This window comes from Lentilactobacillus kefiri, from assembly GCF_009739535.1.
Classification (GTDB): domain Bacteria; phylum Bacillota; class Bacilli; order Lactobacillales; family Lactobacillaceae; genus Lentilactobacillus; species Lentilactobacillus kefiri.
In genome coordinates this window covers 1,571,870-1,597,515 of record NZ_CP029971.1, presented here as the reverse complement: position 1 = coordinate 1,597,515, position 25,646 = coordinate 1,571,870, and the positions used below count along the sequence as shown (strand labels likewise).

21 protein-coding genes and 2 other annotated features are annotated in these 25,646 nt (G+C 42.9%); of the genes, 9 read left to right on the top strand and 12 right to left on the bottom strand.

The genetic code is table 11. From position 1 onward, the window contains the following. Positions 1-114 precede the first annotated feature (114 nt). Positions 115-1,890, bottom strand: a complete 1,776-nt coding sequence (gene recQ, locus DNL43_RS07485; RefSeq protein WP_056982749.1) for a DNA helicase RecQ — start codon at positions 1,888-1,890, stop codon at positions 115-117. A 144-nt stretch (positions 1,891-2,034) separates the two neighbouring features. Between recQ and DNL43_RS07480 the strand changes: the two genes are divergently transcribed. Next, complete coding sequence (locus DNL43_RS07480; RefSeq protein ID WP_056982751.1) at positions 2,035-3,309, top strand: DUF389 domain-containing protein; 1,275 nt, start codon at positions 2,035-2,037, stop codon at positions 3,307-3,309. Between the two features lie 82 nt (positions 3,310-3,391). Here DNL43_RS07480 and DNL43_RS07475 read toward each other — a convergent pair whose 3' ends face one another. After that, positions 3,392-4,267 carry a tyrosine-protein phosphatase gene (locus DNL43_RS07475; protein ID WP_225364696.1) on the bottom strand — a complete coding sequence of 292 codons (876 nt, stop codon included), beginning with the start codon at positions 4,265-4,267 and terminating at the stop codon, positions 3,392-3,394. Positions 4,268-4,520: 253 nt separating this feature from the next. On the opposite strand from DNL43_RS07475, the gene DNL43_RS07470 reads away from it, so the two are divergent. Next, positions 4,521-5,296, top strand: a protein-coding gene (locus DNL43_RS07470; RefSeq protein WP_109249013.1) for an IS5 family transposase whose coding sequence is annotated in 2 segments (ribosomal slippage) — positions 4,521-4,848 and positions 4,848-5,296 — 777 coding nt in all. Because the reading frame shifts where the segments join, the coding sequence is not laid out codon by codon here. A 14-nt stretch (positions 5,297-5,310) separates the two neighbouring features. Here the strand turns inward: DNL43_RS07470 and DNL43_RS07465 are convergent. Beyond that, positions 5,311-7,221, bottom strand: a complete 1,911-nt coding sequence (locus tag DNL43_RS07465) for a DUF5776 domain-containing protein (RefSeq protein ID WP_056982644.1) — start codon at positions 7,219-7,221, stop codon at positions 5,311-5,313. Between the two features lie 305 nt (positions 7,222-7,526). After that, entirely contained in the window at positions 7,527-7,931 is a 405-nt protein-coding gene (locus tag DNL43_RS07460; protein ID WP_054769771.1) for a flavodoxin family protein, read from the bottom strand. A gap of 297 nt (positions 7,932-8,228) precedes the next feature. On the opposite strand from DNL43_RS07460, the gene DNL43_RS07455 reads away from it, so the two are divergent. The 3 genes from DNL43_RS07455 (at position 8,229) to DNL43_RS07445 (ending at position 11,854) form a co-directional block, all read left to right on the top strand. Next, positions 8,229-9,149, top strand: a complete 921-nt coding sequence (locus DNL43_RS07455; RefSeq protein ID WP_011373852.1) for an IS30-like element ISLsa1 family transposase — start codon at positions 8,229-8,231, stop codon at positions 9,147-9,149. Positions 9,150-9,162: 13 nt separating this feature from the next. Further along, positions 9,163-10,923, top strand: a complete 1,761-nt coding sequence (spxB, locus tag DNL43_RS07450) for a pyruvate oxidase (protein ID WP_095345033.1) — start codon at positions 9,163-9,165, stop codon at positions 10,921-10,923. Between the two features lie 94 nt (positions 10,924-11,017). Further along, entirely contained in the window at positions 11,018-11,854 is an 837-nt protein-coding gene (locus tag DNL43_RS07445) for an FAD synthetase family protein (protein WP_056982641.1), read from the top strand. Here the strand turns inward: DNL43_RS07445 and DNL43_RS07440 are convergent. The 6 genes from DNL43_RS07440 to DNL43_RS07415 form a co-directional block, all read right to left on the bottom strand. Next, positions 11,847-12,830: a choloylglycine hydrolase family protein gene (locus tag DNL43_RS07440; protein WP_056982639.1), complete on the bottom strand. Its 984-nt coding sequence runs from the start codon at positions 12,828-12,830 to the stop codon at positions 11,847-11,849. The two genes, DNL43_RS07445 and DNL43_RS07440, sit on opposite strands and share 8 nt — an antisense overlap. 23 nt (positions 12,831-12,853) lie before the next feature. Further along, positions 12,854-14,200: a guanine deaminase gene (guaD, locus tag DNL43_RS07435; RefSeq protein WP_082619756.1), complete on the bottom strand. Its 1,347-nt coding sequence runs from the start codon at positions 14,198-14,200 to the stop codon at positions 12,854-12,856. Positions 14,201-14,309: 109 nt separating this feature from the next. Further along, positions 14,310-15,170, bottom strand: coding sequence for a MetQ/NlpA family ABC transporter substrate-binding protein (locus DNL43_RS07430; RefSeq protein ID WP_054769773.1), 861 nt, complete (start codon positions 15,168-15,170; stop codon positions 14,310-14,312). A gap of 33 nt (positions 15,171-15,203) precedes the next feature. Next, positions 15,204-15,878, bottom strand: coding sequence for a methionine ABC transporter permease (locus DNL43_RS07425; RefSeq protein ID WP_056982637.1), 675 nt, complete (start codon positions 15,876-15,878; stop codon positions 15,204-15,206). Continuing rightward, positions 15,856-16,950: a methionine ABC transporter ATP-binding protein gene (locus tag DNL43_RS07420; protein WP_056982635.1), complete on the bottom strand. Its 1,095-nt coding sequence runs from the start codon at positions 16,948-16,950 to the stop codon at positions 15,856-15,858. The genes DNL43_RS07425 and DNL43_RS07420 overlap by 23 nt, the downstream gene beginning before the upstream one ends. Before the next feature lie 49 nt (positions 16,951-16,999). After that, positions 17,000-17,242, bottom strand: a binding site (T-box leader). A gap of 6 nt (positions 17,243-17,248) precedes the next feature. Then, the gene (locus DNL43_RS07415; protein ID WP_056982633.1) at positions 17,249-18,367 is read right to left on the bottom strand and encodes a 5-methyltetrahydropteroyltriglutamate--homocysteine S-methyltransferase; all 1,119 of its coding nucleotides are present in this window, start codon (positions 18,365-18,367) and stop codon (positions 17,249-17,251) included. A 57-nt stretch (positions 18,368-18,424) separates the two neighbouring features. After that, positions 18,425-18,671 (bottom strand) — a binding site (T-box leader). A 392-nt stretch (positions 18,672-19,063) separates the two neighbouring features. Between DNL43_RS07415 and DNL43_RS07410 the strand changes: the two genes are divergently transcribed. Continuing rightward, complete coding sequence (locus DNL43_RS07410; RefSeq protein ID WP_156645045.1) at positions 19,064-20,032, top strand: IS30 family transposase; 969 nt, start codon at positions 19,064-19,066, stop codon at positions 20,030-20,032. Between the two features lie 113 nt (positions 20,033-20,145). Here the strand turns inward: DNL43_RS07410 and DNL43_RS07405 are convergent, their stop codons facing one another. Then, positions 20,146-21,102 carry an SDR family oxidoreductase gene (locus DNL43_RS07405; RefSeq protein ID WP_162551347.1) on the bottom strand — a complete coding sequence of 319 codons (957 nt, stop codon included), beginning with the start codon at positions 21,100-21,102 and terminating at the stop codon, positions 20,146-20,148. A gap of 59 nt (positions 21,103-21,161) precedes the next feature. Then, entirely contained in the window at positions 21,162-22,433 is a 1,272-nt protein-coding gene (locus DNL43_RS07400) for an ISL3 family transposase (protein ID WP_054769919.1), read from the bottom strand. Positions 22,434-22,649: 216 nt separating this feature from the next. Here DNL43_RS07400 and DNL43_RS07395 point away from each other — a divergent pair, with 216 nt between their 5' ends. From DNL43_RS07395 to DNL43_RS07385, 3 genes are all read left to right on the top strand, one after another. Then, entirely contained in the window at positions 22,650-23,258 is a 609-nt protein-coding gene (locus DNL43_RS07395; protein WP_056980879.1) for a TetR/AcrR family transcriptional regulator, read from the top strand. 212 nt (positions 23,259-23,470) lie between these two features. Beyond that, positions 23,471-24,685, top strand: a complete 1,215-nt coding sequence (locus DNL43_RS07390) for an ArgE/DapE family deacylase (RefSeq protein ID WP_056980880.1) — start codon at positions 23,471-23,473, stop codon at positions 24,683-24,685. 79 nt (positions 24,686-24,764) lie between these two features. Further along, positions 24,765-25,610 carry an aldo/keto reductase gene (locus DNL43_RS07385; protein WP_056980881.1) on the top strand — a complete coding sequence of 282 codons (846 nt, stop codon included), beginning with the start codon at positions 24,765-24,767 and terminating at the stop codon, positions 25,608-25,610. The last annotated feature ends 36 nt before the right edge of the window (positions 25,611-25,646 follow it).

Genomic DNA, 25,646 nt, shown 5'->3' with positions numbered 1-25,646 from the left:
CTTCATTTATAACACGAATGGTCAACCCACTGGTGAGATTAAGCTTTAATAATATGCCAAAAAAGGTTCCCATATCGACTGTCCGATACTGGGAACCCTTTGCCACAAACGCAATTATGCTTTGACTTCTGCTTTTTGATTATCTTGATAATTTGAAATAGCGTCCAGGAACTGTTCACCGTACTTGGCGAGCTTGCTTTCACCGACACCCTTCACATCCAACATTTGAGAATCAGTGGTTGGCATCACAGCGCTCATCTCATGGAGTGTCTTATCTGAGAAAATGACGAATGGTGGAACGCCCTGCTTTTCAGCCAATTCTCGTCTTAACTGACGAAGGCTTTCAAATAAGTCATCATTTTCTGACAATGCCTTGGTAGCCTTAATGGAAATCTTCCGGGAAACCTTTTCCTTTCCCTGTAAAACATCGGCTCCCAAAGTCGTCACTCTGAGGATTGGGAATTGGCCACCGCTGGCAGCTAAATAACCAGTGGCAGTCAAATAATCAATCAAGCCGACAACATCTTTTTGATGCATCCCTTTCATAATCCCATACGTTGAAAGTTCATTAAATCGAAGCTGCTTCACCTTTTGAACCTTGGATCCGGTCAGAACCTGAGCAACCAGGCTCTTGCCAAATCGTTCTTTCATCCTCAAAACACAAGACAAAACCTTTTGTGTATCCACGGTAATGTCCTGCGATTCTCTGGTATCAAGGCAATTACTGCAGCGACCACAAGTTGGTCCCTCGTCACCAAAATATTCAAGAATAAACTGCTGCAGACACTGCTGGGTATTCGCATACTGCGTCATAATCTGGAGCTTTTTGTATGCCCGCTGCTTGCTTTCATCGTCTCGTTCAGACTGATCAATGAAGAAATGCTGAGTTTGAACATCTTTTAATTTAAATAATAAGATTGCTTCGCTGGGAAGACCATCCCGGCCGGCACGACCGGCTTCCTGATAATATTCTTCCAAGCTGCCGGGAACGGCGTCATGAATCACAAAGCGCACGTTGCTCTTATCAATCCCCATTCCAAAGGCATTGGTGGCAACCATAACCAAGGCCCGATCATACAGAAAGTCATCCTGACTTTTACGGCGCTGGTCTTTGGTCATCCCGCCATGATACTTGGCAACGGAAAATTTATGTTTCTTGAGTAATTTGGTCAATCGCTCAACTTTCTTGCGAGTGCTGGCATAGATAATGCCGGACTCACCGGAGTTCAGCTTCAAGTAGTCCAAAATGTATTTGTCGCTGTCCTGACCCTTAACAACCTTAAATGCCAAGTTGTCACGTTCAAAACCGGTTTTAACCTCATCTTGAATGTCCAGCCGCTGCTTGATATCATCGGCCACCTGTGGCGTAGCGGTCGCTGTCAACGCCACAATTGTTGGCTTGGTCGGTAGTTGATGCAGTCGTTCGGTCAAAGCCAAATAGCTTGGCCGAAAATCGTGGCCCCACTGAGAAATACAATGCGCTTCGTCAACGGCTACCAAATCAATCGGCAGGCTGGCAAGTCTTGAAAAGGCACCGGAATCCAGTCGTTCAGGGGAAACGTATAACAGTTTGACTTCCCCGTTGCGAGCTTGGGCAAACCGTTCATCCATTTCGTCAAAATCCAGACTGCTGTTGATAAAGGTTGCCGGGATACCAGTTTCATTTAAACCGTCCACCTGATCCTTCATCAATGCAATCAATGGCGAAACAACCAGTGTCAAGCCATCTTCTAGCATTGCCGGAATTTGATAACAAAGTGATTTACCACCACCGGTCGGCATAATGGTCAACACATTCTTATGGGCCATGATGTCGTCAATAACAGCCTGCTGTCCCGGGCGAAAGCTGTCGTATCCAAATTTAGTTTTTAGAAGTTCTTGGGGCGTCATCTAGTCAATCCTCTTTTTTGAAATAGTCACATCATACAGTATACGGAAATTATCGGTCCGTGTCTGCCCCGGACTTCAAAGATTTAAATAATCATCAAGTGTGATATTCTAAAACCAGAATATCACATGAGGGAGATGATTGTAATGGAACAACTTTCAACGGGGATCCTAGGTCAAAATGTCAGGAAGGGGCTCAACTTTACCTGGTCAACCCAGGCTATTTTGTTCTGTGCCATTATTATTGCCTGTGTTGGTTTAAATGTCGATTCACCACCAATCGTCATTGGGGCAATGCTGATATCACCATTAATGGCACCAGTTGTTGGGATTGGTTATGGAGTGGGGAATCGTGACCCAAAGATTCTCGCCCGGTCAACCCGCCTGCTTTTAATTCAAGTGACCGTTGCCGTCGTGGGAGCGACAATCTATTTCTTCATCTCACCTTTAAACGCAACCAGTGCCCAACTGCTGGCCAGAACCGAGCCAACACTTTGGGATGTCTTGATTGCAATTGTCGGTGGATTTGCCGGTGTCATCAGCTCTGCGAAAAAGGATGGCGGCAACATCGTCCCCGGCGTTGCAATTGCGACAGCTTTAATGCCACCACTATGTACAGTCGGCTATGGAATCAGCCATTTAAATTCGACATTTATTTTGGGTGCCGGTTATCTTTTTTTAATCAACGTCTTTTTCATCGCGCTATCAACCGCTATCGGAACTATTTTCTTTCGGGTTCGAAGCGGCGAAAAGTTGAATGTCCCTTTTAAGCAGCGAATGTTAATCTTGGTTATCTCGATCATCATTATCATCCCCAGCTCAATTTCAGCTTATTCAATCGTCCATAAATCATACATTGATACGGAGTTATCGGAGTTTATTGACGCCAAGATGGGTGATCAATACATCGCCAAGCAGTCAATATCTGGAAAACAAATTGACTTGTCAGTGATTGGAAGACGACTCAATGATCAAGAAATCGAAAATCTCAACAAATCTTTGAAAGATTACCACTTGGGCGACTATCAATTAAACCTCAAGCAATTAACTAAGGGTAATTACATCACGCCAAAAGAATTTCAAAGTTATATCAAGCAAACTGGTGAAAAAGATGCGATTCAGGGAAATACCTCTTCAACAGATACCGACTCCTCTAGTGCCGGTTTAACCAATACCAGCACCGATAGTCAGTCAAAGAAGCTTCAAGTGATTCAAACCGGACTAAGTGACAAATATGCCAAACTCATTGCCAATATTTACATTGGCAAAGTAAAGGATCAATCAAATACTTCCAAAGAAGTAATGATGATTGCTTTAACGAAAAAGGGTCAAAACAGCCGGTCCAAGATTGAAAATTCGGCAGCCAAATTGGCTAAGGAACAAAAAATTAATCCGGTGGTACAATTTATGAATCTCAACTAATCAGGCCACAGAAAAAAGCCCATCTTTACCAGAATTGATAAAGATGGGCTTTTTGCGTGAGGTGGGGGTTAAAACATGTGGGCTATTTCTCTAAATATTTATTTTGTAGTTTGGTTAAATCAGCTTGGGTTAAGCCAAGTCCCTTTTCAAGGAACCCTTTCATTGAACCATAATGGGTCTCAGCCTCCTTATAAGCTTCATCCAAATAGGCTTTTTCAACAATCAAACCGTAGTAGTTCTTTTTAATTGTCGCTTTGCTTGCACCCTTCTTTCGGAGTTCGGCCAATGCCTGGTCATTGGTTTGCTTTCGGTATTTATTGGACAACAGGTAATCTTTATAAATGGTTGATTTGTTAACACCCAGGGCGGTCATGATCAAAGCGGTGCCGAATCCTGCCCGATCCTTACCGGCACTGCAATGCCATCGAACCGCTTTGTTGCTTGGCACTGTTAAGAGTTCATGGAATAATACTTTGTAAGCATGGCGTCCCTGGGTTGAATCAACGAAGTACTTGTAGTAATCGATCATCCCAGTTTGGCCATTGGCAATCTTATCGTTTTCTTTGGATTCAGCATCCGAAACAACCGGGTTGGCAATGTATTTAACACCGCTCATTCGTTTGTCCGGCGCTTCCTTCATTTCAGCGGGGGTTCTCAAGTCAACATCAACAGCTACATGATGCTCTTTGGTCAAAATGGCTTCATCATTTGAAGTCAGCGTGTTCAGCTTTGCGGAACGAATCAGCATATTCGGCTTAATCACTTTACCGGATTCAGTTTTGTAGCCACCTAAATCTCGGACGTTTACCGCGCCAGCCAATTTAATCTGTGAACCGGGTACAACCTCGGTGGTCTTGGCAGCTGCAGTTGCAACCGGTGAAAAATTATGCGATGCAACGGGTGCCCCAACGGAAAATAAACCTAAAGTAACGGCAATCAATGCAATTTGCTTTTTCAAGATTGTTTCCTCCAATACCCTTTTCTATGATACGGCTACATCATAAAACGGCCTTGTAAAGTTACCGTGAAGGAAATGTAAAAGTTTTGTTCACATGCAAATATTTGTTAATGATGATCAAACAGTCAGCTGCAAAAAAGTGCCAGCCTCAAATATTGCTTGAGACTGACACTTCTCGGTATTTAATAGGGTCTGTCTGGAAACAAAATAATCGTGTATAATCTTGATAAAAAACAAATTGAGGTTTTCGCCGATGACAATTCCGAAACGTTATGAAATTACTGATGAGCAATGGGCCCGGATTGAGGACCGTTTTCCGCCCTATAAAACCGGACGCCCACCTAAAATACCTAATCGCCAAGTTTTTAATGCGGTTCTCTGGTTGCTAAAAAGTGGCGCCACCTGGCGTGATATTCCTGAACGATACGGTTCATGGAAAACCAGCTATAGTCGTTATCGTAGTTGGGTTGATGCCGGCTTGTTTGAACGGATCTTTAAGGATTTGATCGATGAACCGGATATGGAAAATATCAGCCTCGATTCAACTAGCATTCGAGCTCATCAAAAGGCCACGGGCGCTAAAAAAACGCCCGCTGTGACGTTGAGAATCAAGCCATCGGTCTAAGCCGTGGTGGTCGAACCACTAAAATTCATGCGGTGGTGGATGGCCTTGGAAATCCATTATGTTTTATCCTTACCGGCGGCCAAGTTCATGATAGTCGGGCAGCTGAACCATTACTGCGACAATTAGCTTTAGCCGGCGTTAATCTGATTGCCGATAAAGCTTATGGGACTAAGGAACTGCGCCAGTATATTGAAGCTGAAGGCGGTCAATATACGATTCCACCTAAAAGTAATGCCCAAGACAAGTGGGATTGTGATTATTACGTCTATTGTGAACGCCATTTGATCGAGAATTACTTTAATCAATTGAAGAATTACCGGCGGATTGCGACGCGATATGATAAACTAGCGCATGTTTTTCTACAAACCATTTACATTGCTTCAATTTTGATTTGGCTTAAATAGTTTCCAGACAGACCCTAATAAACTTTAACGTATTTATTGTTGGCAGTTATATAACCACCGGCAACTTGATAACGCATCGTTCCGTGTTTCTTTGCAGAATATCGGTCGGAGTATGTCCAAGATTTTACCTTGAGCACTGTCCCTTTCTTGATTAGTTTCGTTCGTTTGCCGAAGTTAACGTTGTTGTAACGGTAAATCGTTTTCTTCACTTTAATCTTCTGGGGTTGTTTGGTCTTGCCGTTCGTCACCAACTTACGGTTTCCGGTAATGTAGTGGCCGTTGGCTAATTGATAACGGGTGGTTAAATTGTGACGGATGATCTTCGTCACCTTCAAAGTCGTTCCTTGTTTCACGTTCTTAACCTTCCCAGTGAGATTCTTGTTGGTGTATTCATAGACACCAGTTGGATTGATGACGGTTATCTGTTGATGGTTACTTTGATAGTAAACTGGTCGAACGGAGCTCCATGAAGCAGTTATATAGCCCTTCTTACCAGCCGTCTTTGAATGGTGGTTAACATCTTTCACGTAGTAACGCAGTCGGCCTTGATTGTCTTTGGCATAATTCAGGACGACAAACATTGGTCGGTTAATCCGTGGTTTCTTGGTATATGAAGCAATTCGCTGAGATTGTTTGAAATTCGCGTTCTTATATAGATAAACTTTCTTCAGTGAATAAACCGCGCCACCCTGAACTTGGGCGTAATTTGGCAGCTGGGTGCCATCCGGCATGGTTGGATGAGTTGGAAATTCCGGGGTACTTGGGGTTACGTCTGGTTTCACATCAAGAGTCGATGGACCCGGCTTGGGAGTTGGCGGAGTGACTTTATTACTTTTGTATTTGAAAGTAATCGTTGTGTCAGCGCTCAGCTTACCAGTCAAAGTCTTTTCACTGGTTAACGTATAGCCGGAAATTTCTGGTGCAGTTTCGGAATAATTTTCGTTGAGCGGAATCATCTTTTCCTGTTCCTTTTGGTTAGCAATCGGCTTGCCATTTTCATCCAGATATTGAATTGTTAATTTGTTGGCGAACTTTTCATAAACATAAGTGGTCGTCGATCCAGGATCGAGGTTGGACAAGACGGTTCCATAATAAGTTAGGAGTTCGAGTGGATAAATGTGTTGGTAGGTAATGTCACCAATTGGAACATCAGCTCGTAAACCTGCAAAGAGTTTGTCGGCTGAAAAAACATAGGTCCCAGCATTATTCGGCTTTCTCATAGCTAAGGCAGTGAACTTATAGTTACCAATTGTCAGAGGAAAATCCGGATCATATTTTGGCACATCCGCATTGTTATATATTTGTGGTTTCTTTAATTCATTCCCATTAACATCGGTGTAAAAACGTTTGGTTTTATCAGGCTCCTTATTCTGTGCATCCGCCGTCAAAGTAATTTTATTAGGTTTGGTCGACTGGTGATCTTCATAAACAACGTAAATATTCACAACAGAAGTGCCGGCAAGCCTTTTTGGCCAGTTAGTATAAACGAGCTTAAAATTCATCTCGTGATCGTCTTGGTCTCTAAAGTACATTTTGCCGCTCTCGGTTTTCTGATCAGAGTAATACGCCCGGAAAGTGTACCGGCCATTATCAAAGGACATTTTGAGATATTCCGATGCATCAATAGATGAATCAAATAATTTCTCAGTAGACTGCATCGTAATTGTTTTGTTGTTAAATGGGACATCAATTGGATCACCGTAAAGGTCAACGCCGTGCAAAACATACTTCACTTCTTTTACGTCGGTGACATCGTCAGCAGCGACTTTGGCTGGCTGCAATAGTGAAAAATGGTTGTTGCTTTGTTGACCTGCGTGATTCACCAGATTAATTCCTAAAACAATTAGGAAAGTCATCAAAGTAAGAGTAAAACCTTTTAAAATTTGAGCAAAATAAGCACTGTGATATTTAGTTTGCTTTGCCATAATAATCGGCCTCCTATAGGGGTTGCGGTTACAACAGTTTTAAGTGTTTATATCTTTGATTACGTCTTAATTATACTGGGTCTAAAAAAACTTGTCATTTGATTTGAATAGCGTCATAAAGCCTCATTAGTAAATTATGAGTAGCCCCTGTTCATAAAAAGGCGATAAACGACTCATTCGTTTGTCAGACCAACAACCCTCTCATTCATTTACTAATCAGTTCTTAAGGATTTCTTAAACAATAAAGGACGACTCCCACTGCGGGAATCGTCCTTTATTGTTTTATAGGAAAGAGCCAAGTCAAACTATTCAGTTTCAGTCTCCTTGGCAAACTCATCAATTTCTTCTTTTTGATGACCATTAATGTTTCCCAGCTTAGGCATCAAGCCATGGAGGAACAAGTGGTCCTTTTCTACTTTGATCCCTTTTTTATCGAAAATCTTGGTTAATTGCTTCTCAACAGTAAACAGACTGCCGGAAGTGCCGAATAAGAATACTTCCTTTACCATCTTTGGATCCAGGTTCCTGGCAAAGTCCTTCAAATGTTCGTCAACATTCAAATTATAAATGCCACCGCCAAGATACAGCCGGTCGACAGGCTGACTAATTGGCGTCTCAATTGACTTAGCTTCAAGTTTCAATTGTTTGCCCAACAAGTTGGCAAGCTTTTCGGTATTCCCTGTTCGTGTATAGTATCTAATTGCATCCATAATTGCCATCTCCTAAAATCCAGTATAGTTCTGTATGCGCTTACTTTCAAATAAGAACGCCAATCTTGCGGGTTTAATAAATCATTATGAAATGACCATCAATTTATTATTAAAGCGTTTACATTTTGTAAGTATGGCACTACACTAAAGTTAGTAACAAGAAAAGATATAAACTTTTAGGGGGTTATTTATTTATGGTGGCAAATTCTATAATTAATCCGAACAGAAATTAAAAAGCCCAAAGCAATCACTTACAATGGTAGTAGCTAATTCCAACCAATATAGGGAGTGATTACTTTGGGTACATCTACTTTATCACGTTTTCAACGTGGCGCACTAGCACAACTGGTCAATGAGGGGAATAAATCTTACCAAGTAATGGCTGACGCCTTAGGCGTCGCCAAAGCTACGATTAGCTATGAGTTGGACCGGGTTAAACCTTATGATCCAGAATTAGCTCAGCAAGATGCAGATCGCAAAAGGCGGAATTGCGGTCGTCGTTCGATGCTGACGGCAGCATTAGCGACTTTAATTACCAATCACTTACGATTAACCTGGTCACCAGAAACCATTGCGGCCGCTTATAACTTGAGCACTGCGTCAATTTATAATTGGCTTAATCGTGGCTGGCTCCCCTTCAAATTGACTGATCTACCCAATCGGAATGTCCGCCAGCACCGAGTGAGCGAAAATCGTGGGAAATTTACAAGTGGGACTTCCATCGAACAACGGCCAACAACTGTTAATCAACGGTTAGCTTTTGGTCATTGGGAAGTAGATACGGTGCTTTCTAGTCGAAGTGAGTCACGATCATGTCTGGTTACATTCGTAGAACGTAAGACCCGACTTCTATGGGCCATCAAAGCCCCTAATAGAACGGCTAAGGCTCTAAACACCGCCTTTGGCAAGTTTATGGGGGCCTTCGGTCCCCAAGTAAAATCCATTACTGTTGATCATGGTAAAGAGTTTGCCAATTATCAGGCCTTAGAACAGGATTATCAGATCAAAGTTTATTTTTGCCATCCATATTCACCATGGGAGCGAGGTTCCAATGAATATTTTAATAGACGGTTACGCTGGTTCTTCCCGAAAAAGACCAATTTTAGCCAAGTAACGACTGATGAGATCCTAGCAGCACTTGAACTAATTAATCAACGACCATTAAAAATACATCATCAACAGACTGCCATTGAAAGATTCCGGGCTTGTTCGGATTAAACTTGTAATTTGCCTGGTTGAAAAAATTAGTGGTTCAGATGCTGTTCTTAAAGTTTTGGAACAATGGGGTGTTAAGAACATCTACGGCCTGCCAGGTGGCTCATTTGACTCGACCATGAATGCGATTCACAATCAAACCGATAAAATTAACTACGTTCAAGTTCGTCACGAGGAAGCTGGTGCGATTGCTGCGGCAGCTACCGCAAAGTTCACCGGTAAAGTTGGTGTCTGCTTCGGTTCAGCCGGCCCAGGTGCCGTTCATCTGCTCAACGGACTTTATGACGCCAAGAGCGATGGCGTTCCAGTCGTTGCGTTAGTTGCTCAAGTTCCAACCGGAAACATGAACATGGACTTCTTCCAGGCAATGGATGAAGAACCAATTTTTGATGATGTTGCTGTCTGGAACCGAACTGCCATGACCGCAGACGCATTGCCACGGATGACCGATGAAGCCATTCGTCAAGCCTACATGAAGCATGGCGTTGCCGTTTTGACAATTCCAAAGGATCTCGGATGGGCACAAATTGATGATACTTATGAACCAAACGTCAAGTCTCATCAAACACCTGTCTATCCAAGTCCTCGTTCTGAAGACGTTCAAGAAGCAGTCAAGCTGATTAAAGAAGCTAAATCACCAATGATTTACTTCGGAATCGGTGCTAAAGATGCCGCTGAAGAATTGAAGGAAGCCTCAGAGAAATTCAAGATGCCATTGGTATCATCATTCCTTGCAAAGGGCATTATTCCTGATGACTACCCTGCTTATCTCGGCTCAACCGGTCGGGTTGCACCAAAGCCTGGTTCGGAAATCGGCTTCAGCACAGACTTGATCTTATGGGTTGGCACCAACGTTCCATTCAGTGTCTTCCTGTTTAATAAGCATGCCAAAGTTATTCAAATTGATATTGAAAGCGAAAAGCTCGGCAAACGTCGTCACAACGATGTTTCAATGTTGGCAGATTCAAAGGCTGCCTTAAAAGCTATCTTGGCAGCTGGCGAAGACCGTCAACCATCTGATTTCTATGAAGCCGCAATTGCCGACAAGAAGAACTGGGACGACTGGCAGGACAGCTTCAAAGATTCCGATGAAAAGCCTGTTCGTCCAGAACCAATCTTTGACGTTTTGAACAAGACCGCTTCTGACAAAGCTGTCTATGCGGTTGATGTCGGAAATGTTGATATTAACTTCGAACGTTTAATCAACATGCACGACGATCAAAAGTGGGCAACCTCAGGTATTTACGCAACGATGGGCTTTGCTTTACCAGCTTCAATCGCCGCAAAGCTCGAGTACCCTGATCGTGATGTTTACAGCTTGAGTGGTGACGGTGCCTTTGCAATGTTGATGGAAGAAGTCATGACTCAGGTTAAGTACAACTTGCACGTTGTTAACATCATCTTCACCAACGAAACGCTTGGCTTTATTGAAGCCGAACAAACCGATGATACACATCAGCCATTGTCAGGTGTTGAATTGCCTGACACCAACTGGGCTGAAGTCACCCAAGGCATGGGCGCTGTTGCTTACACTGTCCACACCAAGGAAGACATGCAAAAAGCCATGGAAGCCGCTAAGAAGACTGACAAGCCGGTTGTCATCGACGTCAAATTAACTAAAAAGATGCCATTGACGACTCAACACATGTTCATTGATACTTCATGGCAGGATAAAGACAAAGTTGCCGAATTCGTCAAGAAGTATGATGCTCAAGACTTGAAGCCTTTGAGTTACTTCTTAAAAGAAGCTAAGGAAAAGAAACTGCAAACGAACTAACGTGATGTAGCAGATGGTAAAAACATCAAAGGCTGGGAACATAAACGTTTCCAGCCTTTGACTTACATAGTTTTGATGACCAGAGGTGCAGGCAATGAAGGTTATTTATTTAAATCAAGATTCAAAAACACGTCAGCCGGCCGTTTCAACTAAACCAATTGTCTTGGCATTGGGCTTCTTTGACGGTGTTCATAAAGGTCATCAAAAAGTAATTGGAACCGCCCGTAAGATTGCTCAACGGCATGGATACAATCTGGCTGTCATGACCTTTAACCGCCACGCATCCCGAGTTTTTAATCACGGGAAAACTGCTCATTTCCGCTATCTAACCACTCTGAAGCAAAAGATTGAACTGGTTCAATCCAATCACGCCGACATTTTATACGTTATTGATTTCACCAAACAATTTGCCGCGCTCTCTCCTAAAGCCTTCGTTAAGCAGTACGTTATCGGCCTCAATGCGAAAATTGTGGTTGCCGGCTTTGATTACACATTTGGCAAAGGTGGCAACACGACAATTGACTCACTGGCACAAATCAGCGGTGGCAAAGTTCAAACGGTCACCGTTCATGAACTTGCAAGTGATCAGCAAAAGATCAGTTCGACCAGAATCAGACATTTGGTAAGCCTGGGAAAAATTGCCGAAGCAAATCAGTTGTTGGGGCATCCCTACGAAACAACCGGCAAGCTGATCCACGCGCAAAGTAATGGCCTATCAATCGTTAATCCTTCAAGTCGCCTGCAGCAGTTGCCGCAAACCGGCCAATACAGCTGTGAAGTCCGAATTGCCGATCAAAAAGCTGCCGTGCCTGTAAAAGTTGTGCATACAGACAGCGGCAGTCAAGATAGTGTTATTTATATTAATCGTCACCGATTCAACAAGCTGCCACATATCAATTCTTTGCCTGTTAAAATCAGGTGGCTTAGTTGAAAGATTTGAATTGTTGCTTTTCTTGAATTGGAAATTCCGTTGGCTGGTCTTTATTCATCAAGTCTTCGGTTAAGGCAACCCGATAAATCGTCTGGTCATCATACGGCTGCATATAGTAAATTGAATTTTGAGTATCCATATAACCACGGTACTGAGTGTAATCCTCGGTACCGTCTTTTTTGATCTTGACACCCTTGGGGATTTCAACCGAATTCAAAATATGACTCATCTGGGTAACAGTCTGGTCAGTGGAAACCTGATCCGTATACTCACGCATAAAAACAGTTCTGATAAATCGGGAAACCGACGTGTAATCCCCTGGCAATCCTAATGCCCCACTCCCCGGTCCAAATGAATTGACCTGAAAGCCATCGTAGTCACGAGCCGGATGCGGTGTCGGTTTCAACTGTGTATAATTGCTTAAATTCTTCAAGTGCCAGCCAAAATCTGGGCTGTTGGTCATGACTCCCACCGGGTTCTTGATGTAATGAACCCCATCTGCGACAACTTCCAGCACGTAACAGGCACCGGATCTATCGGTGATAATCCAATGAAGCGGAACGCTGATCCCCATCAATTTAACCGGCGCGGCAACAATGTTGAGCTTGGTCAGCTGATTGCCTAAATCATCACAGCTGGCCGCATTTCCAAGGATCCAATTCAAGACTTCGTGAGGAGCAACATTGGTTTTACCCTCTTCTGCCTGCTTGGCAAACTGGGCTTCTCCACTAAAGTATAGGGCAGCGGCACTAAGGCCCTTTTCATTGACTCCATCAACCAGGATATAGTTATCCAAATTCCGACCGGTTCCGACAAAACTATAGGTCGTGTGATAATTGCTGCCTTTAACATCACTTGAGAATGTCTGATCTCTTGGGATCACAACTGGCCGGCCTTTAAGTTCAAAGCCAAAATCCATGGTCCGAGCCAAAAAGTTGTCCCCTGTTTCAGATAGAAAAGTTACACTTGTGCACATTTCAATCACTCCATATCAATTTATTATTTGGCAAATCTACCCTGGACAAAGACCTGTTTGACATCATCTTTTGAAGCATTATAGATAATTTTTTCAAAAATCTGATCCATGGTTTCTTCATTAAATGAAGGCATGGGTGCTTGAACCACCTGTAAATCAGCCAAGTAACCGGGTTTGATTTGGCCGGTCCTTAGATGAAGACTCTCTGCTCCACCAACCGTTGCGAGATAAAAGCCGTTCTTTGCAGAAATTGGGTCGTTGGCTGTTCCGCGTTGGGCAGGATCAAGCTCAGAGTTAACGCCATCGTGCAGCATTCGTGACGACATGACTGCCTGACGGATATTTTGATAAAGACTTGGCGAGTAACCGCCGGAAATGTCGGTGCCCAGGCCAACTTTGACTTTCTGCTTCAACAGCTTGCTGACAGGAAGCACAGCGTTACCGAAGTAGACGTTGGAAATCGGACAATGAGCGATCGCCACGCCACGATCCTTAAATCTGTTTAAATCGGTCTGATTCAACAAAGTCCCATGAGCCATTACTGATTTGTCGGTCAGCAAGCCAAATTCATCAAGGACCTCGGCATCCCGCTTATGGTAGTGCTCCAATGCGTATCCATTTTCCCAATCACTTTCACTGCAATGTGACTGGACTGGTAAATCATACTTCCAAGCCAGCTCGCCCAACCCTTTCAAAGATTCAGGCGTGCAGCTTGGTACAAACCGTGGCGTGATCACTGGTGTCTGCTTGAGAGATGTTGTTTTGTTTAATTCGATCATTTGTTTGATGAAGGTTTCGGTATCTTCCACTGCTTGGCTGGCAGATGCATCCCGGTAATATTCCGGCGTTTGATCAGGATTGTCCATGGCAACTTTGCCAACAAACCCACGTTGATTGTGCCTGATGCAGGCTTTGGCCAATTCCAGGTTTGCCGGATTATGCGTAGTCCCAAAGTACAGCACGGTGGTTGTCCCATTGGCAAGCAGCTGCTTAACCAGGTCATCATAAACCGGTTTGGCAAAATCGACATCCTGATATTTTGACTCAAGTGGAAATGTGTACGTGTCCAGCCATTCATTTAACGGCCGATCCAAGGCCACCCCGGCATTTGGCCATTGAGGCGCATGAACGTGCAGGTCGATGAACCCGGGCAGCAAATATTCATCGGGCCTCAACGTCAGCAATTGATCAGTCTGCTTCGCATGTTGTCTAACTGATTCAAAATCATCATCAGATTCATCAACAATTCGTTCAATATATCCTTCGCCATCAATACATGTCAGCTGATGTTTTCGACACTGAATCGATGATGGATCGGTAGATGTGATTGTGGGTCCTTCAATTACTTTAACGGTTGCGATAATGATCACTCCAAGTTTTAAATTTACTTAACTCGAATATATCATTGAACCGCTGAGTTGGACAGGTTAAATGTGAAGGGCATGGAAAAAGGCCACAGGGTTGTCTGTGGCCTTTTCTTTACTTCAGATATGACAATGGCTTCTGGACCTCAACCTTAGTGCCATCGTATTGATCCTTAATGTACTTTTGAATGGCAGGATTGTGATAAAGCTTAACCAGTTTTTTGTAATTCTTATTGTCTTTATTCTTTTTGGCAGTGGCCAACACATTGATGTTGCTTCTGGTGCTGACATTAATCTTTTCATGATAAATCGAATCTTTCAACACATTTAGATGTCCCTCCAGGGCAACGGTGTTGGAAATCAAAACAGCATCCAGATTATGCAGAATACGGGGACCGGTGGTGTCATCAATCTCTTTAAATTTCAAGTGCTTTGGATTTGAGACAATGTCGCTGGTATTACCCAAAGCTGGAAAGTTTTTCTTCAGCTTAATCAAGCCGGCACTCTGAAGCAACAACAGTCCCCGAGCAGTGTTGGCGGGGTTGTTGGCAAGGGCAATTGTGGCACCATTTGGAATTTGGCTGATCTTTTTGTACTTGTCAGAGTAAATTCCGAGAGGCTCCAAATAGGTTGTCCCTAACGCTACCAACTGGTTCTTTTTATGTTCCTGGTTGAACGCCTGAAGATATGAATATGATTGGAACGCGTTGACATCAACACTGCCCTGAGCAGTGGCATTATTCAGCTGAACGCCATCAGTGATCTGCTTGACTTTAATCTTCAAGCCTAATTTCTTAGCCTGCTTACTATCGGCAATGTGATTCCAAATGTCGTAGTCAGACCCTTGTGAGCCAACCGTAATGGTGGCATTTTTTGAGCTGGCACTGTTTCCGGTCAAGGTATGGATACCGAATACAATTCCGATAATAACGACAAGCCCGATAAGTGTATAGATAATTCCTTTGCTGTTTTTCATTTGTGTTCTCCTTTATTAGTTGTGATTGGATTTTTATAAGTGAACGGTTTTCTTGGCCAGCCAGTCACCGACGAACTGGACGAAAAAGACCATCAATAAAATCACGATCATGGCGGCAATTGTCACGTCATTTTCATAACGGGCATAGCCGATACTGATGGCAATATCCCCAAGACCGCCGGAACCAATTGCACCGGCCATTGTGGTAAGACCAATCAAGCTGATCACGGTTACGATGGAAGCCCGAATAAGATCCGGTAAACCTTCTCTTAAGTAAATGCGAAAAATAATTTCAAAATTGCCTGAGCCCATCGAACGAGCAGCTTCAATCACCTGGGGATCAATTTCCAGCAAGGCGTTTTGAACCTGTCGGGCATAGAATGGAAAAATGCCAACGACCAACGGTACCGATGCCGCAGTGGTTCCAACGGTTGTGTGAACAATAAAATTCGTAATTGGAAACATGACCGCCAACAAAATGATAAATGGAATTGATCGCAACAAATTGACGATTTTATCGGTTAATCCATAAACGTATGAATCTTCAGCGATACCACCCTTTTGCGTAATCACGAGAACAATTCCCACGACCAGGCCCAAGACACCTGCAATAACTGAGGACCACAAAGTCATGTAAATGGTGTCCCAGATTGCCTGAACAAATTGCGGCCAAATATGAGCAACATTAGGAAATACTTGCGTTAACATCTTTATCTGATTCCTCCTTCTTACCTGGTAACAGCTGGACTCTGACGCCGTGACGATTCAAAAAGTTAATGCCGTCGGCCAACTGCTTGGATTTGCCTGAAATGATAATGATCAAATAGCCAATCGATGTGTCGCCGATCCGCTCAATATTCGCAAATAAGATATTTGCTTTGAGATGATAGAGCTCGGTTAAATCAGAAATGAGCGATTCTTTAGTGGCTTTCCCACGGAATTTGAGATATAGGATTCTTTCGTCGGCTGATAATTTCTGCAGGCTTGGATCTGATTTAATCTGCTCCAAAGCCCCGGTAACATTGGCAGATGAATCGACAAAATTCTGGGTCAGCTTTTGCTGCGGATTTGAGAAGACTTCCGCTACATTTCCGCGCTCAATAATCTTGCCGTCATCCATTACCGCAACATGATGACAGATTGATTTAATAACCTGCATTTCATGAGTAATCAGGACAATTGTCAGCCCCAACGTTTTGTTTAAATGTTGGAGCAGGTTCAAAATATCATCAGTCGTCTTTGGGTCAAGGGCACTCGTTGCCTCATCACTGACCAGGATGTCAGGATCATTGGCAAGTGAACGGGCAATGGCCACCCGCTGCTTTTGGCCACCGGAAAGTTGTTCCGGATAGGAATGTTCAAATTCCCGCAGACCAACTACGTCTAACAGATGTTTGGCCTTCGCCTGTCGCTTAGCCTTGCTGATGTGTTGACTTAACAGTGGATACTCAACGTTGTTAAGGACTGTTCTTGAATTTAATAAATTAAAATGTTGGAAGATCATGCCAATTTTTTTACGAGCTGATCTTAATTGCGGATTGGAAAGTTTCTGCAGGTCTTGGCCACCGACAATGACTTTGCCATCCGTCGGTTTTTGTAAGAGATTAATTGTTCGAACCAGGGTACTTTTCCCAGCTCCGGAATATCCGATAATCCCGTAAATATCGCCACGGTTAATTTGCAGGCTCACATTGTCAACGGCATGAAGGGGCTTGCCACTCGATTCAAACGTCACACTCACGTCTTGAAGATTTACGATTGTTTGATCAAAATTCGCCATGTTTTCTCTCCTTTTTCGAAATCATATAAAAAAGCGCTCCTGTATTAAATACAGAAGCGCTTAATCGCGGTACCATTCTGAGTTCATCTCATTAGTTGCCTAAAGAAATCTCGTCTACCATCTCAAATTGAAATGGCAAGTCCCATAACGAGGACTACCCGTCTGCCATTTTCACTTTCGATCATGGCAGCCAATCATCGGCCATTTTCGTTTTCCAGCAAAGATCGACTTTCATCAAATGTCGACTCTCTAAGCAGTGCTGCAAAACTACTTTCCGACTCATTTTGTTTCATACTTCTTACTTAATGTCCCAAACACTCTTGGCAGTTTTAATGACCAAAGCTAATTTATTCCATTGGTCTTCTTCAGTCAGATGGTTCCCCTCTTCGGTTGAAGCAAAGCCGCATTGAGGTGAAATACACAAGTTGTCCAATGGGACGTACTGGCTGGCGTCCTTAATTCGGGATTGGAGAAAATCTTCTGATTCCAAATCCGGCTTCTTGGTTGTTACAATGCCGATGACAATTCGTTGGTTGCGGCCGTTGTCAGCAATCTTTTTCAGTGGTTCAAATCCGCCTGAGCGCTCATCGTCGTATTCCAGGAAATAGCCATCAATGTGCAGTTGTGCCAAATAGTCAGCAACCGGATCATAGGCGCCGGCACCGGCCCAAGTGGAATCATAGTTCCCCTTGCAGACGTGCATGGTGATGGTTAAACCATCGGGCTTGTTATCAACAATGGCATTGATCGCCTTAACAGCAGCTTCGGCCAATGGTTTGAGTTCCGGCTTCAATGTCTGATTAGAAAAGCTGGCCCACATCCCCCAAGAAGTGTCGTCCAATTGAAGGTAGCGACAACCAAGGTCATAAAAGTGTTGAACAGTCTTTTGATAAGCTTCAATTTCATCATTCAGGAAAGTGTCAAAGTCGCCTTTGTAGTATTCGTCGTAGACTTCTGCGTCTTTGTTTGGAAAGAATACTGATGGGCTGGGGATTGTTTGCTTGGCAGTGACTCCATCCGGCACAATGCTGTTGAGATATTTGAATCCGTCAAAGAATGGATGGTTGGGATTGTAGCCAATCTTGCCGGTAAATTTCACACTGCCGGCACGGGTTTCTTCACCATGGAAAATAAATCCGTGTTCCGGAACAAAGTATTTTACGCCTTCAAGACCTGCGAAGAAATCCAAATGCCACCAGCTGCGCCGGAACTCGCCATCGGTCACGTCCTTTAAACCAAGATCAACCTGCTTTTTAACAATCCGACTGATTTCTTCATTTTCAACTTGTCGTAAATCATCCACGCTGATTTTTTTGGCTTCATAATCTGCACGGGCTTGTTTCAATCTGCTTGGTCGTAATAAACTGCCTACCTCATCATATCGATATGGAAATTTAATTTTTGTTGCAACTGCCATTCCAATCACTCCTCTTAATTTTTCGTATAAAAAAAGTCCTCATACAGGATTTACCTGTACAAGGACGAAATTGTCGTGTTACCACCTTAGTTTTCACACAGTTCACACTGCATGACTCAAAGAGTGCTCAAGCGGGATGCTCGAATACTCCAACGCGATAAGGTGCGTTCGCCATGCCAACTTACTGAAGCTCGTCGACATTCTGCTCAAAGACCATATTCACCGACTCCCAGCAGTTCACTATCACCAAACGTGAACTCTCTAAGTGCTGTTTGTCGCCTACTCATCTTTTCACTGCTTTTGTTTATCAATTTAATATTAGATTTTAGGCTCTTTTATGAGAATGTCAAGTGAGGATTTTTAATTTATGGTATTCAACCACCTTCAGGATGCCGTGATAACTAATCCACTCGAATTCAGAACGAGAGAAAATTTACACTTATGACATCACAATGGAAGGCAGAATACTTAACGTGTGCTTTTAAAGGTATAAAACAGCAAACAAAAAATATGTAATCGTTTTCGGCTCATGGTATTATATAATTGTTCACTGAATCATTAGCGATTTATTAAAAATGTTTTTGGGGGAGAAGAAAGATGATTATGAGTCCCTGTTTGTAAAATTAAGTTAGAAATTTAAAAAGCCATTTGTGATAGACTTTTGAGTGTTGAAATCAAAAGAAAGGCTGATCACAAATGACCTATACTCATCTTACCATAGACGAACTCACTACAATTTATTCCTTTTGGAAGCTCAATAAAAAGGCTTACCGAGTAGCACCAGCACTCCACCGGAGTGCTGAAACCGTTTATCGCATCTATCGTTTTCTTGACGCTGGCGGTACGCTTATTGATTACCAACAACATTATCGACGGCACAAACAACATTGTGGGCGTAAGCCCATTCAACTAGCCCCTGATGAACTGGTTTATATCCAAGCCAAAATTCAAGCGGGGTGGCAACCAGATACAATTATTAATCGCCACGAACGTTCTTTTAGCTGCGGCGTACGAACCCTATATCGCATTTTCAAACATGATGCTTTTGGCTTGTTCGCCAAAGATTTACCCATGCATGGTCAGCGTCACCCTAATGGGTACGTTGAACGACGAGGAAAAACTGGGCAATTGGGCAGAGATTTAAAAACCCGTTATCAGGACTATCCTAATTTTAAACGAGAATTCGGTCATTTAGAAGGCGACACGGTTCAAGGCAAAAACCATCAGGGTGCCGTAACCACACTGGTTGAACGGCAGACCAAGGTCGCAATTGTTTTGAATTCACATACCAAGTCATCACAAAACGTCAATCGTAGTTTAGCAGCCTGGTTGACGAAGCTGCCACGCCACTTGTTTAAGTCCATCACGTTTGATAATGGTAAGGAGTTCGCCGGTTGGCGAACGATTGCTAACCAGTTTGATTTAAATATTTACTTTGCCGCTGTAGGAGCACCCAATCAACGTGGGTTGAATGAAAACACCAACAACTTACTTCGTAAGGATGGGTTGCACCATGATCTCATCATGGACCAGCTATCAGATGAATTTGTCCAGGCTGTTGCTAGTCGACGGAACCATATTCCCAGAAAAAGTCTCAATTATCAAACACCACTTGAGGCATTCGTAAATCAAATCACTGATGAGCAGCTAAAATTTCTAACTTAATTTGACATTTGAAGAAACATAAAAAAAAGATAGAAAGGCTCTCGACAATAATATCGGGAGCCTTTTTGCACACATAAAACTAAAGGTGTTTATTTTTACGGGACTTATTCTGATCACTGGTCAACCAAGGTATTAGCATGAGGACCATTATTTTGATCCTGATAGGCTACAGAGAATGCTTTAACAAAATCAGCAAGTTTAACTTCACCAATATTTGTGGTTTGATTGTCCAAATCTGCATACAGTTTTTCTGGATGACGTTCCAGTTCGCTCATTTTAATAAATAGCTGTGCAAGCTTTTTAGAAACGCCCCTATCAACCATTGACTGTTCAGCCTGCTCATCAGAAATTGAAACAAAGTGTAGATCTGGCATGGATAGTGTATCCTGGAGGGTTTCAATAAATTTTTGAGTTGAGAAAGCATCACTATAGACATAATGAACCGACGTTCCAACTGGAACATGCTGAAGTAATTTTAAAACAACAGCGGCAATATCTTGTGGAGCTGCCCACCGCTGAGTAATAGTTTCAGGAATGTTTGAATAAATTGCATGGTCAGCCCTAATGGTATTTATGTTGGCATACAGATTACTGTAGAATCCAACTGGTCGTATAAAAGCAACATTTACGTCTTCAAGTTCTTTTAGCTGATCCTCAATCCAATGGTAAGCATACAGGACACCTGCCTGCGGATTGTTAGCACCAATACTGCTTAAGTCAACGACATTTTTAACCCCAGAACGCTTAATTGCTTCAGCAAATACCCTTCCCTGTTTTTCTGTATCCTCGAATATGGAATCACTAGGCCTAGTCGCAACCATTAGATAGACGGCATCCGCACCTTCAAACTGATTAGCCAAAAATTTGCTATCTGCCATGTTGCCAATTGCCGGCTGTGCGCCTACTTCACGAATTTGTTCTGACCGCTTAGAATTTGAGCTAATCACTGTAACATCATTGCCAGCGTTAACCAAAGCAGGAACAACAACCCTACCAATATTTCCAAGTGAACCTAATAGCGTATATTTCAATATGAATCCTCCTTTAAAGATAGCTCTATCTTTTTTCAAACACATTATAAAAGGTTCTTCGTCAACTGTTATTGGTGAACAAAATATTGGAGTTCTAATCACTTGGTGATTAGGGCTCTTTTTGTATGAACTCGAAAAGCGAACAGCACTCTTAGCCGGAATCTGAAGAAGTTTCGGTAACCAAATCCAGTGCGCTTAATGACTTTAATCTTGTTGTTTGAACCTTCTAAGGGCCCGTTGGTGTAGTGGTGGGTGAAAGTGTTGCCAATTTCATCATGATGAGCCGCCAAGGTTTGGAGGGCTGCCAACATCTCTTCCGAGCACCCCTGCAGGTGGTGAAAGGCTTGATTATAGTTGGGCCAGTCGCGGTTTTTGATGGTTTCACGTAACCAATTCATCACGTCGTAAGTTTGCTTGAGCTCGGGATCAATGTCCAGTAAAGCATCAACCACATCCGTGGCAGTTGCCGGATAAGGGAAGTTTGTCCACTTGCGGAAAGCCTCGTAGTTAAGGTGATTGGCCGGCGTTAATAATAGTTTCCAATAGCGTTTCAAGGCGTGATACTGGCGCGAGGAAGTGGCCAGGGTTTTCATGAGACGCACTCGCGTCTTGTTAAAAGCCCGGTTTAAAGCGTTAACTAAGTGAAAAGGATCAATAACAACGATGGCGTTCGGGAAGATCTGCCCAACCAATTTGGGATAGGTATAGTTCATATCGGTGACGATAATTTTCACATTTTCTCGTGCGGCTTGGTCATAATGCTGGAAATACTTTTGAAGCTGATAGATGGTTCTAAAGGGCAATAGGTCAATTAATTCGTGGGTTTCGGCGTCCATAAATTCAAAGCTCATCGCGTCGGTGGCACTCTTAGTGCTTTTAACTTCGTCCATGAGGAGAACTTTGGGTAAGTAGTGCCAGTTGGTTTTAAAGTCCCGTTCAGCCCGTAAGAGCTGCCGACCAACGAATGAATCCGAAGTGGACAATTCATTGGCAATGTGTTTGAGGCTCACTGGTTCCGTTAACTTCTCTAAACATTGTTTCCGGGTTGTATTTGAAATCGTGCAGTGCTTCGGCACTGCACTCGTCTGCGCCAGGAAGTTGGTATGACAAGCCTTACAGTGAAAGTTTCGCCGATTGAGGCATAGGATAACCGTGCTGCCCAATGTTTTAGCGAATCTAATGGTGGTCCTTCGCCAACCATAGCCAATGATCTGGTGATCATTAATAACCCCACAGTTGCGGCAAGCCTTGGGGGAATAGTTCAGCGACCCGTTTAATCGGATCACCCCATCATCACCTATTTTGCCATTCTCAATTTTTAAGTGTTTATCATCTATTCCTAACAACATTTTCGTAGTATCATTTGACATAGGGCATTTCCTTCTTTCTCTAAAATCTTCGTGGTTGTTGGTTTTGATGAACGGACAGGAAATGTCCGCTTTTTTATTCTAATGAAAAACAAAAAATCTGTCATCAGTAATAGATAAAAATCTATTACCAACAACAGATATTGTAGAGCCTTATAAAAGATAGAACTATCTTTTGTCAATATTGAAAAATACATTATTTTCAAGTAATCTATAGCTATGAAGAAGAAAGATTTAACTAAAAAACAAAAAATTTTAGATGCAACCGTTGAAATTATTATTCGTGATGGATCCGCAGCTATTTCAACTACTAAAGTTGCCAAAAAAGTAGGCATTTCCCAATCAAACATTTACCTATATTTTAAAGATAAGCGTGCTTTGCTAGATGGTGTATATCTCCGTGAAATTGCACGATTGGAACAAACACCGGAAATGAAAATAGTCTTGAATCCTGATGAAGATATACGGATCAGATGTTTCACATACCTCAAGTCGATGTATGATTTCTCTCTGCAAAATCCTCATAGTTTATACGTTTTGGAACAAATTAAGCTTCTCAGCAAAGGTGCACCGGATTACTTGTCCCATCTAGTTGGTTCTAACAATCCGATTGAGGAACTCTTTAATGCAGGTATCAAGGCCGGTGTCCTGCGAAAGATTGACCGTAGGTTAACTATGACGGTTATTTTCAGTGTCATTGAGAAACACACTGAAAATCTGCAAAATGGTGTGTATACTGAATCAGACGTTCCATTTGAAACAGTAAGCCAAATGATCTGGGCAGCATTAGCGATAGTTCCTTACCCTAAAGATTTGCTGTCCAAGTGATGTAACATTTCTCTTGGAAAGTTCACTTGGTAACCTGGATTTAGTTTGGAATGTTGCCGTCCACTCCTACCCAATTCAATATCAAAACACAAACCAGTTCATCCTCGAACTGGTTTTTATAACTCAAACTCAAAGATTCATTTTTGAACATTCTTTGTATTCCTATGTTATTATACTGATGAATCATTTCATGTGGAAAGAAGACATACAATATGGATGAGACAAAGAAACTGCAAATATTGAGTGATTTGGTAAGTATCCAATCTGTCAATGGTCACGAACGGCCGGTTGCCGAATATCTGAAGACCTTATTTGATAAAGCTGGGATTAAAAATCAAATTCTGTCATTTCCAGACGATCCCGACCGCGCAAACTTTGTGGCTGAATTAGGTTCCGGAAAGCCAATTCTGGCGATTTCCGGGCATATGGATGTTGTGAGTGTCAGTGCCGATAACTGGAAAACCGATCCATTTAAACTAACTAAAAAAGGCGACAAACTATACGGGCGTGGCTCCACTGATATGAAGAGCGGTTTGGCAGCCATGGTCATTGCCATGCTTGAACTTAAAGCAAGCGGCAAGCAAATTAACGGTACCATCCGATTATTGGCAACGGCTGGTGAAGAGATTGGTCAGCCTGGCGCCGAACTGTTGCAAAAGCAAGGTTATATTGATGATATCGATGGTCTCCTAATCGGTGAACCATCAGCTAACCGAGCAGTATTTGCCAACGATGGCGAGCTTGATATTTCAATCTTGTCTCATGGAAAGACTGCTCACAGTTCAACACCAGCAGCCGGAAACAATGCCGTAGAACATTTGTTGGACGTATTGGAACAAATCCGTCACCGCATGACTGAATTGATGGAAAACACGTCGAATAAAGTCCTTGGAAAAACAATTTTTAATGTTGATGTGTTAACTGGTGGCACTCAATATAACGCAATTCCAGCTGAAGCCGTTGCCGGCATTAACATTCGGACAATTCCGGAATTACCCAATCAAAAGATTCTCGACGAGATGCAAAAGATTATTGATCAATATAATCAACAGACAAATGGTGATATATCGTTAAAGGTCGATATGAACATCGTGCCAATTTTGGGCGATGAAAACTCAAAGTTGATCCGTTTGGTAAAGCAAATCGGAACACCATTTGTAAAGAGCGGAAAGATTCCCCCACAAGCTTCAGACCAACACGATAACCCGATCATGCCGTTTTCACTTACCGGCATTGATACATTAGGCGCTTCTGGTGGGACTGATGCTTCTAAGTTCCTGGTGAATGATTCTTTGGGAGCAAACTTTGTGGTCTTTGGCCCCGGTAATGATAATTCGCATCAAGATAACGAATTCGTCAGCCAACAGATGTATCTGAGCTTCATTGATATTTATGAACAATTGTTGACTGCCTATTCTGCATCATAAACCTCTAAGTGCAAATGGTTGTCGCAACTTGGCAGGCCCATTAGAATAGCACAAGATACACTTATAGGAGGATCATTCAATGTCATTAACAGATACGTATACGTTGTATAACGGCGCCAAAATTCCTCAGGTGGGCCTTGGAACTTGGCAATTAACTGGCAACGAAGGTTATCATTCCGTCTTAGCCGCCCTCGATGCCGGTTATCGCCACATCGACACGGCGGCTGATTACGGCAACGAAAAACAAGTTGGTCAAGCTATTAAGGATAGTGGTATTCCCCGTGAGAATTTATTTATCACTACCAAATTGGGAAACAACGACCATGGTTATGAAGCTACCAAAGAGGCATTTGGCAAATCACTCGAGAATCTGGGCCTCGACTACGTGGATCTATATTTGACCCACTGGCCAAACCCCATCATGTTCCGGAACAATTGGCAAAAGAACAATGCTGAAACTTGGCGGGCAATGGAAGAATTCTATGATCACGGAATGGCCAAAGCAATCGGCGTTTCCAATTTCATGCCAAAACATTTGGACGCACTGCTGAAAACAGCTAAAGTCAAACCAATGGTCAATCAGATATTTGTCAATCCATCAGACATGCAGCCTGCGACTGTCGAATACAACGATGATCACGATATTTTGACCGAGGCTTACAGCCCACTTGGCACTGGTGGTGTCTTCAAGATTCCGGAGCTTGAACCAATTGCCAGAAAATACGGCAAGACACCGGCCCAAGTAGTTCTCCGTTGGTCACTTCAACATGGATTCCTACCACTGCCAAAGTCAGTTCACGAAAAACATCTCAAGGAAAATGCAGATATTTTTGATTTCAACCTGTCGAGCCCCGACATAAAGACCATCAATGGCTTCCATGGCAAGTTTGGTTTGGCAACTGATCCGGATACCGTTCCTTGGTAAAATCACGTTTTTTCCAGAATGGAGAAAACGGCGTTC

Coding starts and splice junctions, on each gene's coding strand:
- recQ (WP_056982749.1), bottom strand. CDS start 1,890: ATGACGCCCCAAGAACTTCTAAAAACTAAATTTGGATACGACAGCTTT.
- DNL43_RS07480 (WP_056982751.1), top strand. CDS start 2,035: ATGGAACAACTTTCAACGGGGATCCTAGGTCAAAATGTCAGGAAGGGG.
- DNL43_RS07465 (WP_056982644.1), bottom strand. CDS start 7,221: ATGGCAAAGCAAACTAAATATCACAGTGCTTATTTTGCTCAAATTTTA.
- DNL43_RS07460 (WP_054769771.1), bottom strand. CDS start 7,931: ATGGATGCAATTAGATACTATACACGAACAGGGAATACCGAAAAGCTT.
- DNL43_RS07445 (WP_056982641.1), top strand. CDS start 11,018: ATGAAGGTTATTTATTTAAATCAAGATTCAAAAACACGTCAGCCGGCC.
- DNL43_RS07440 (WP_056982639.1), bottom strand. CDS start 12,830: ATGTGCACAAGTGTAACTTTTCTATCTGAAACAGGGGACAACTTTTTG.
- DNL43_RS07430 (WP_054769773.1), bottom strand. CDS start 15,170: ATGAAAAACAGCAAAGGAATTATCTATACACTTATCGGGCTTGTCGTT.
- DNL43_RS07425 (WP_056982637.1), bottom strand. CDS start 15,878: ATGTTAACGCAAGTATTTCCTAATGTTGCTCATATTTGGCCGCAATTT.
- DNL43_RS07420 (WP_056982635.1), bottom strand. CDS start 16,950: ATGGCGAATTTTGATCAAACAATCGTAAATCTTCAAGACGTGAGTGTG.
- DNL43_RS07415 (WP_056982633.1), bottom strand. CDS start 18,367: ATGGCAGTTGCAACAAAAATTAAATTTCCATATCGATATGATGAGGTA.
- DNL43_RS07410 (WP_156645045.1), top strand. CDS start 19,064: ATGACCTATACTCATCTTACCATAGACGAACTCACTACAATTTATTCC.
- DNL43_RS07400 (WP_054769919.1), bottom strand. CDS start 22,433: ATGTCAAATGATACTACGAAAATGTTGTTAGGAATAGATGATAAACAC.
- DNL43_RS07395 (WP_056980879.1), top strand. CDS start 22,650: ATGAAGAAGAAAGATTTAACTAAAAAACAAAAAATTTTAGATGCAACC.
- DNL43_RS07390 (WP_056980880.1), top strand. CDS start 23,471: ATGGATGAGACAAAGAAACTGCAAATATTGAGTGATTTGGTAAGTATC.
- DNL43_RS07385 (WP_056980881.1), top strand. CDS start 24,765: ATGTCATTAACAGATACGTATACGTTGTATAACGGCGCCAAAATTCCT.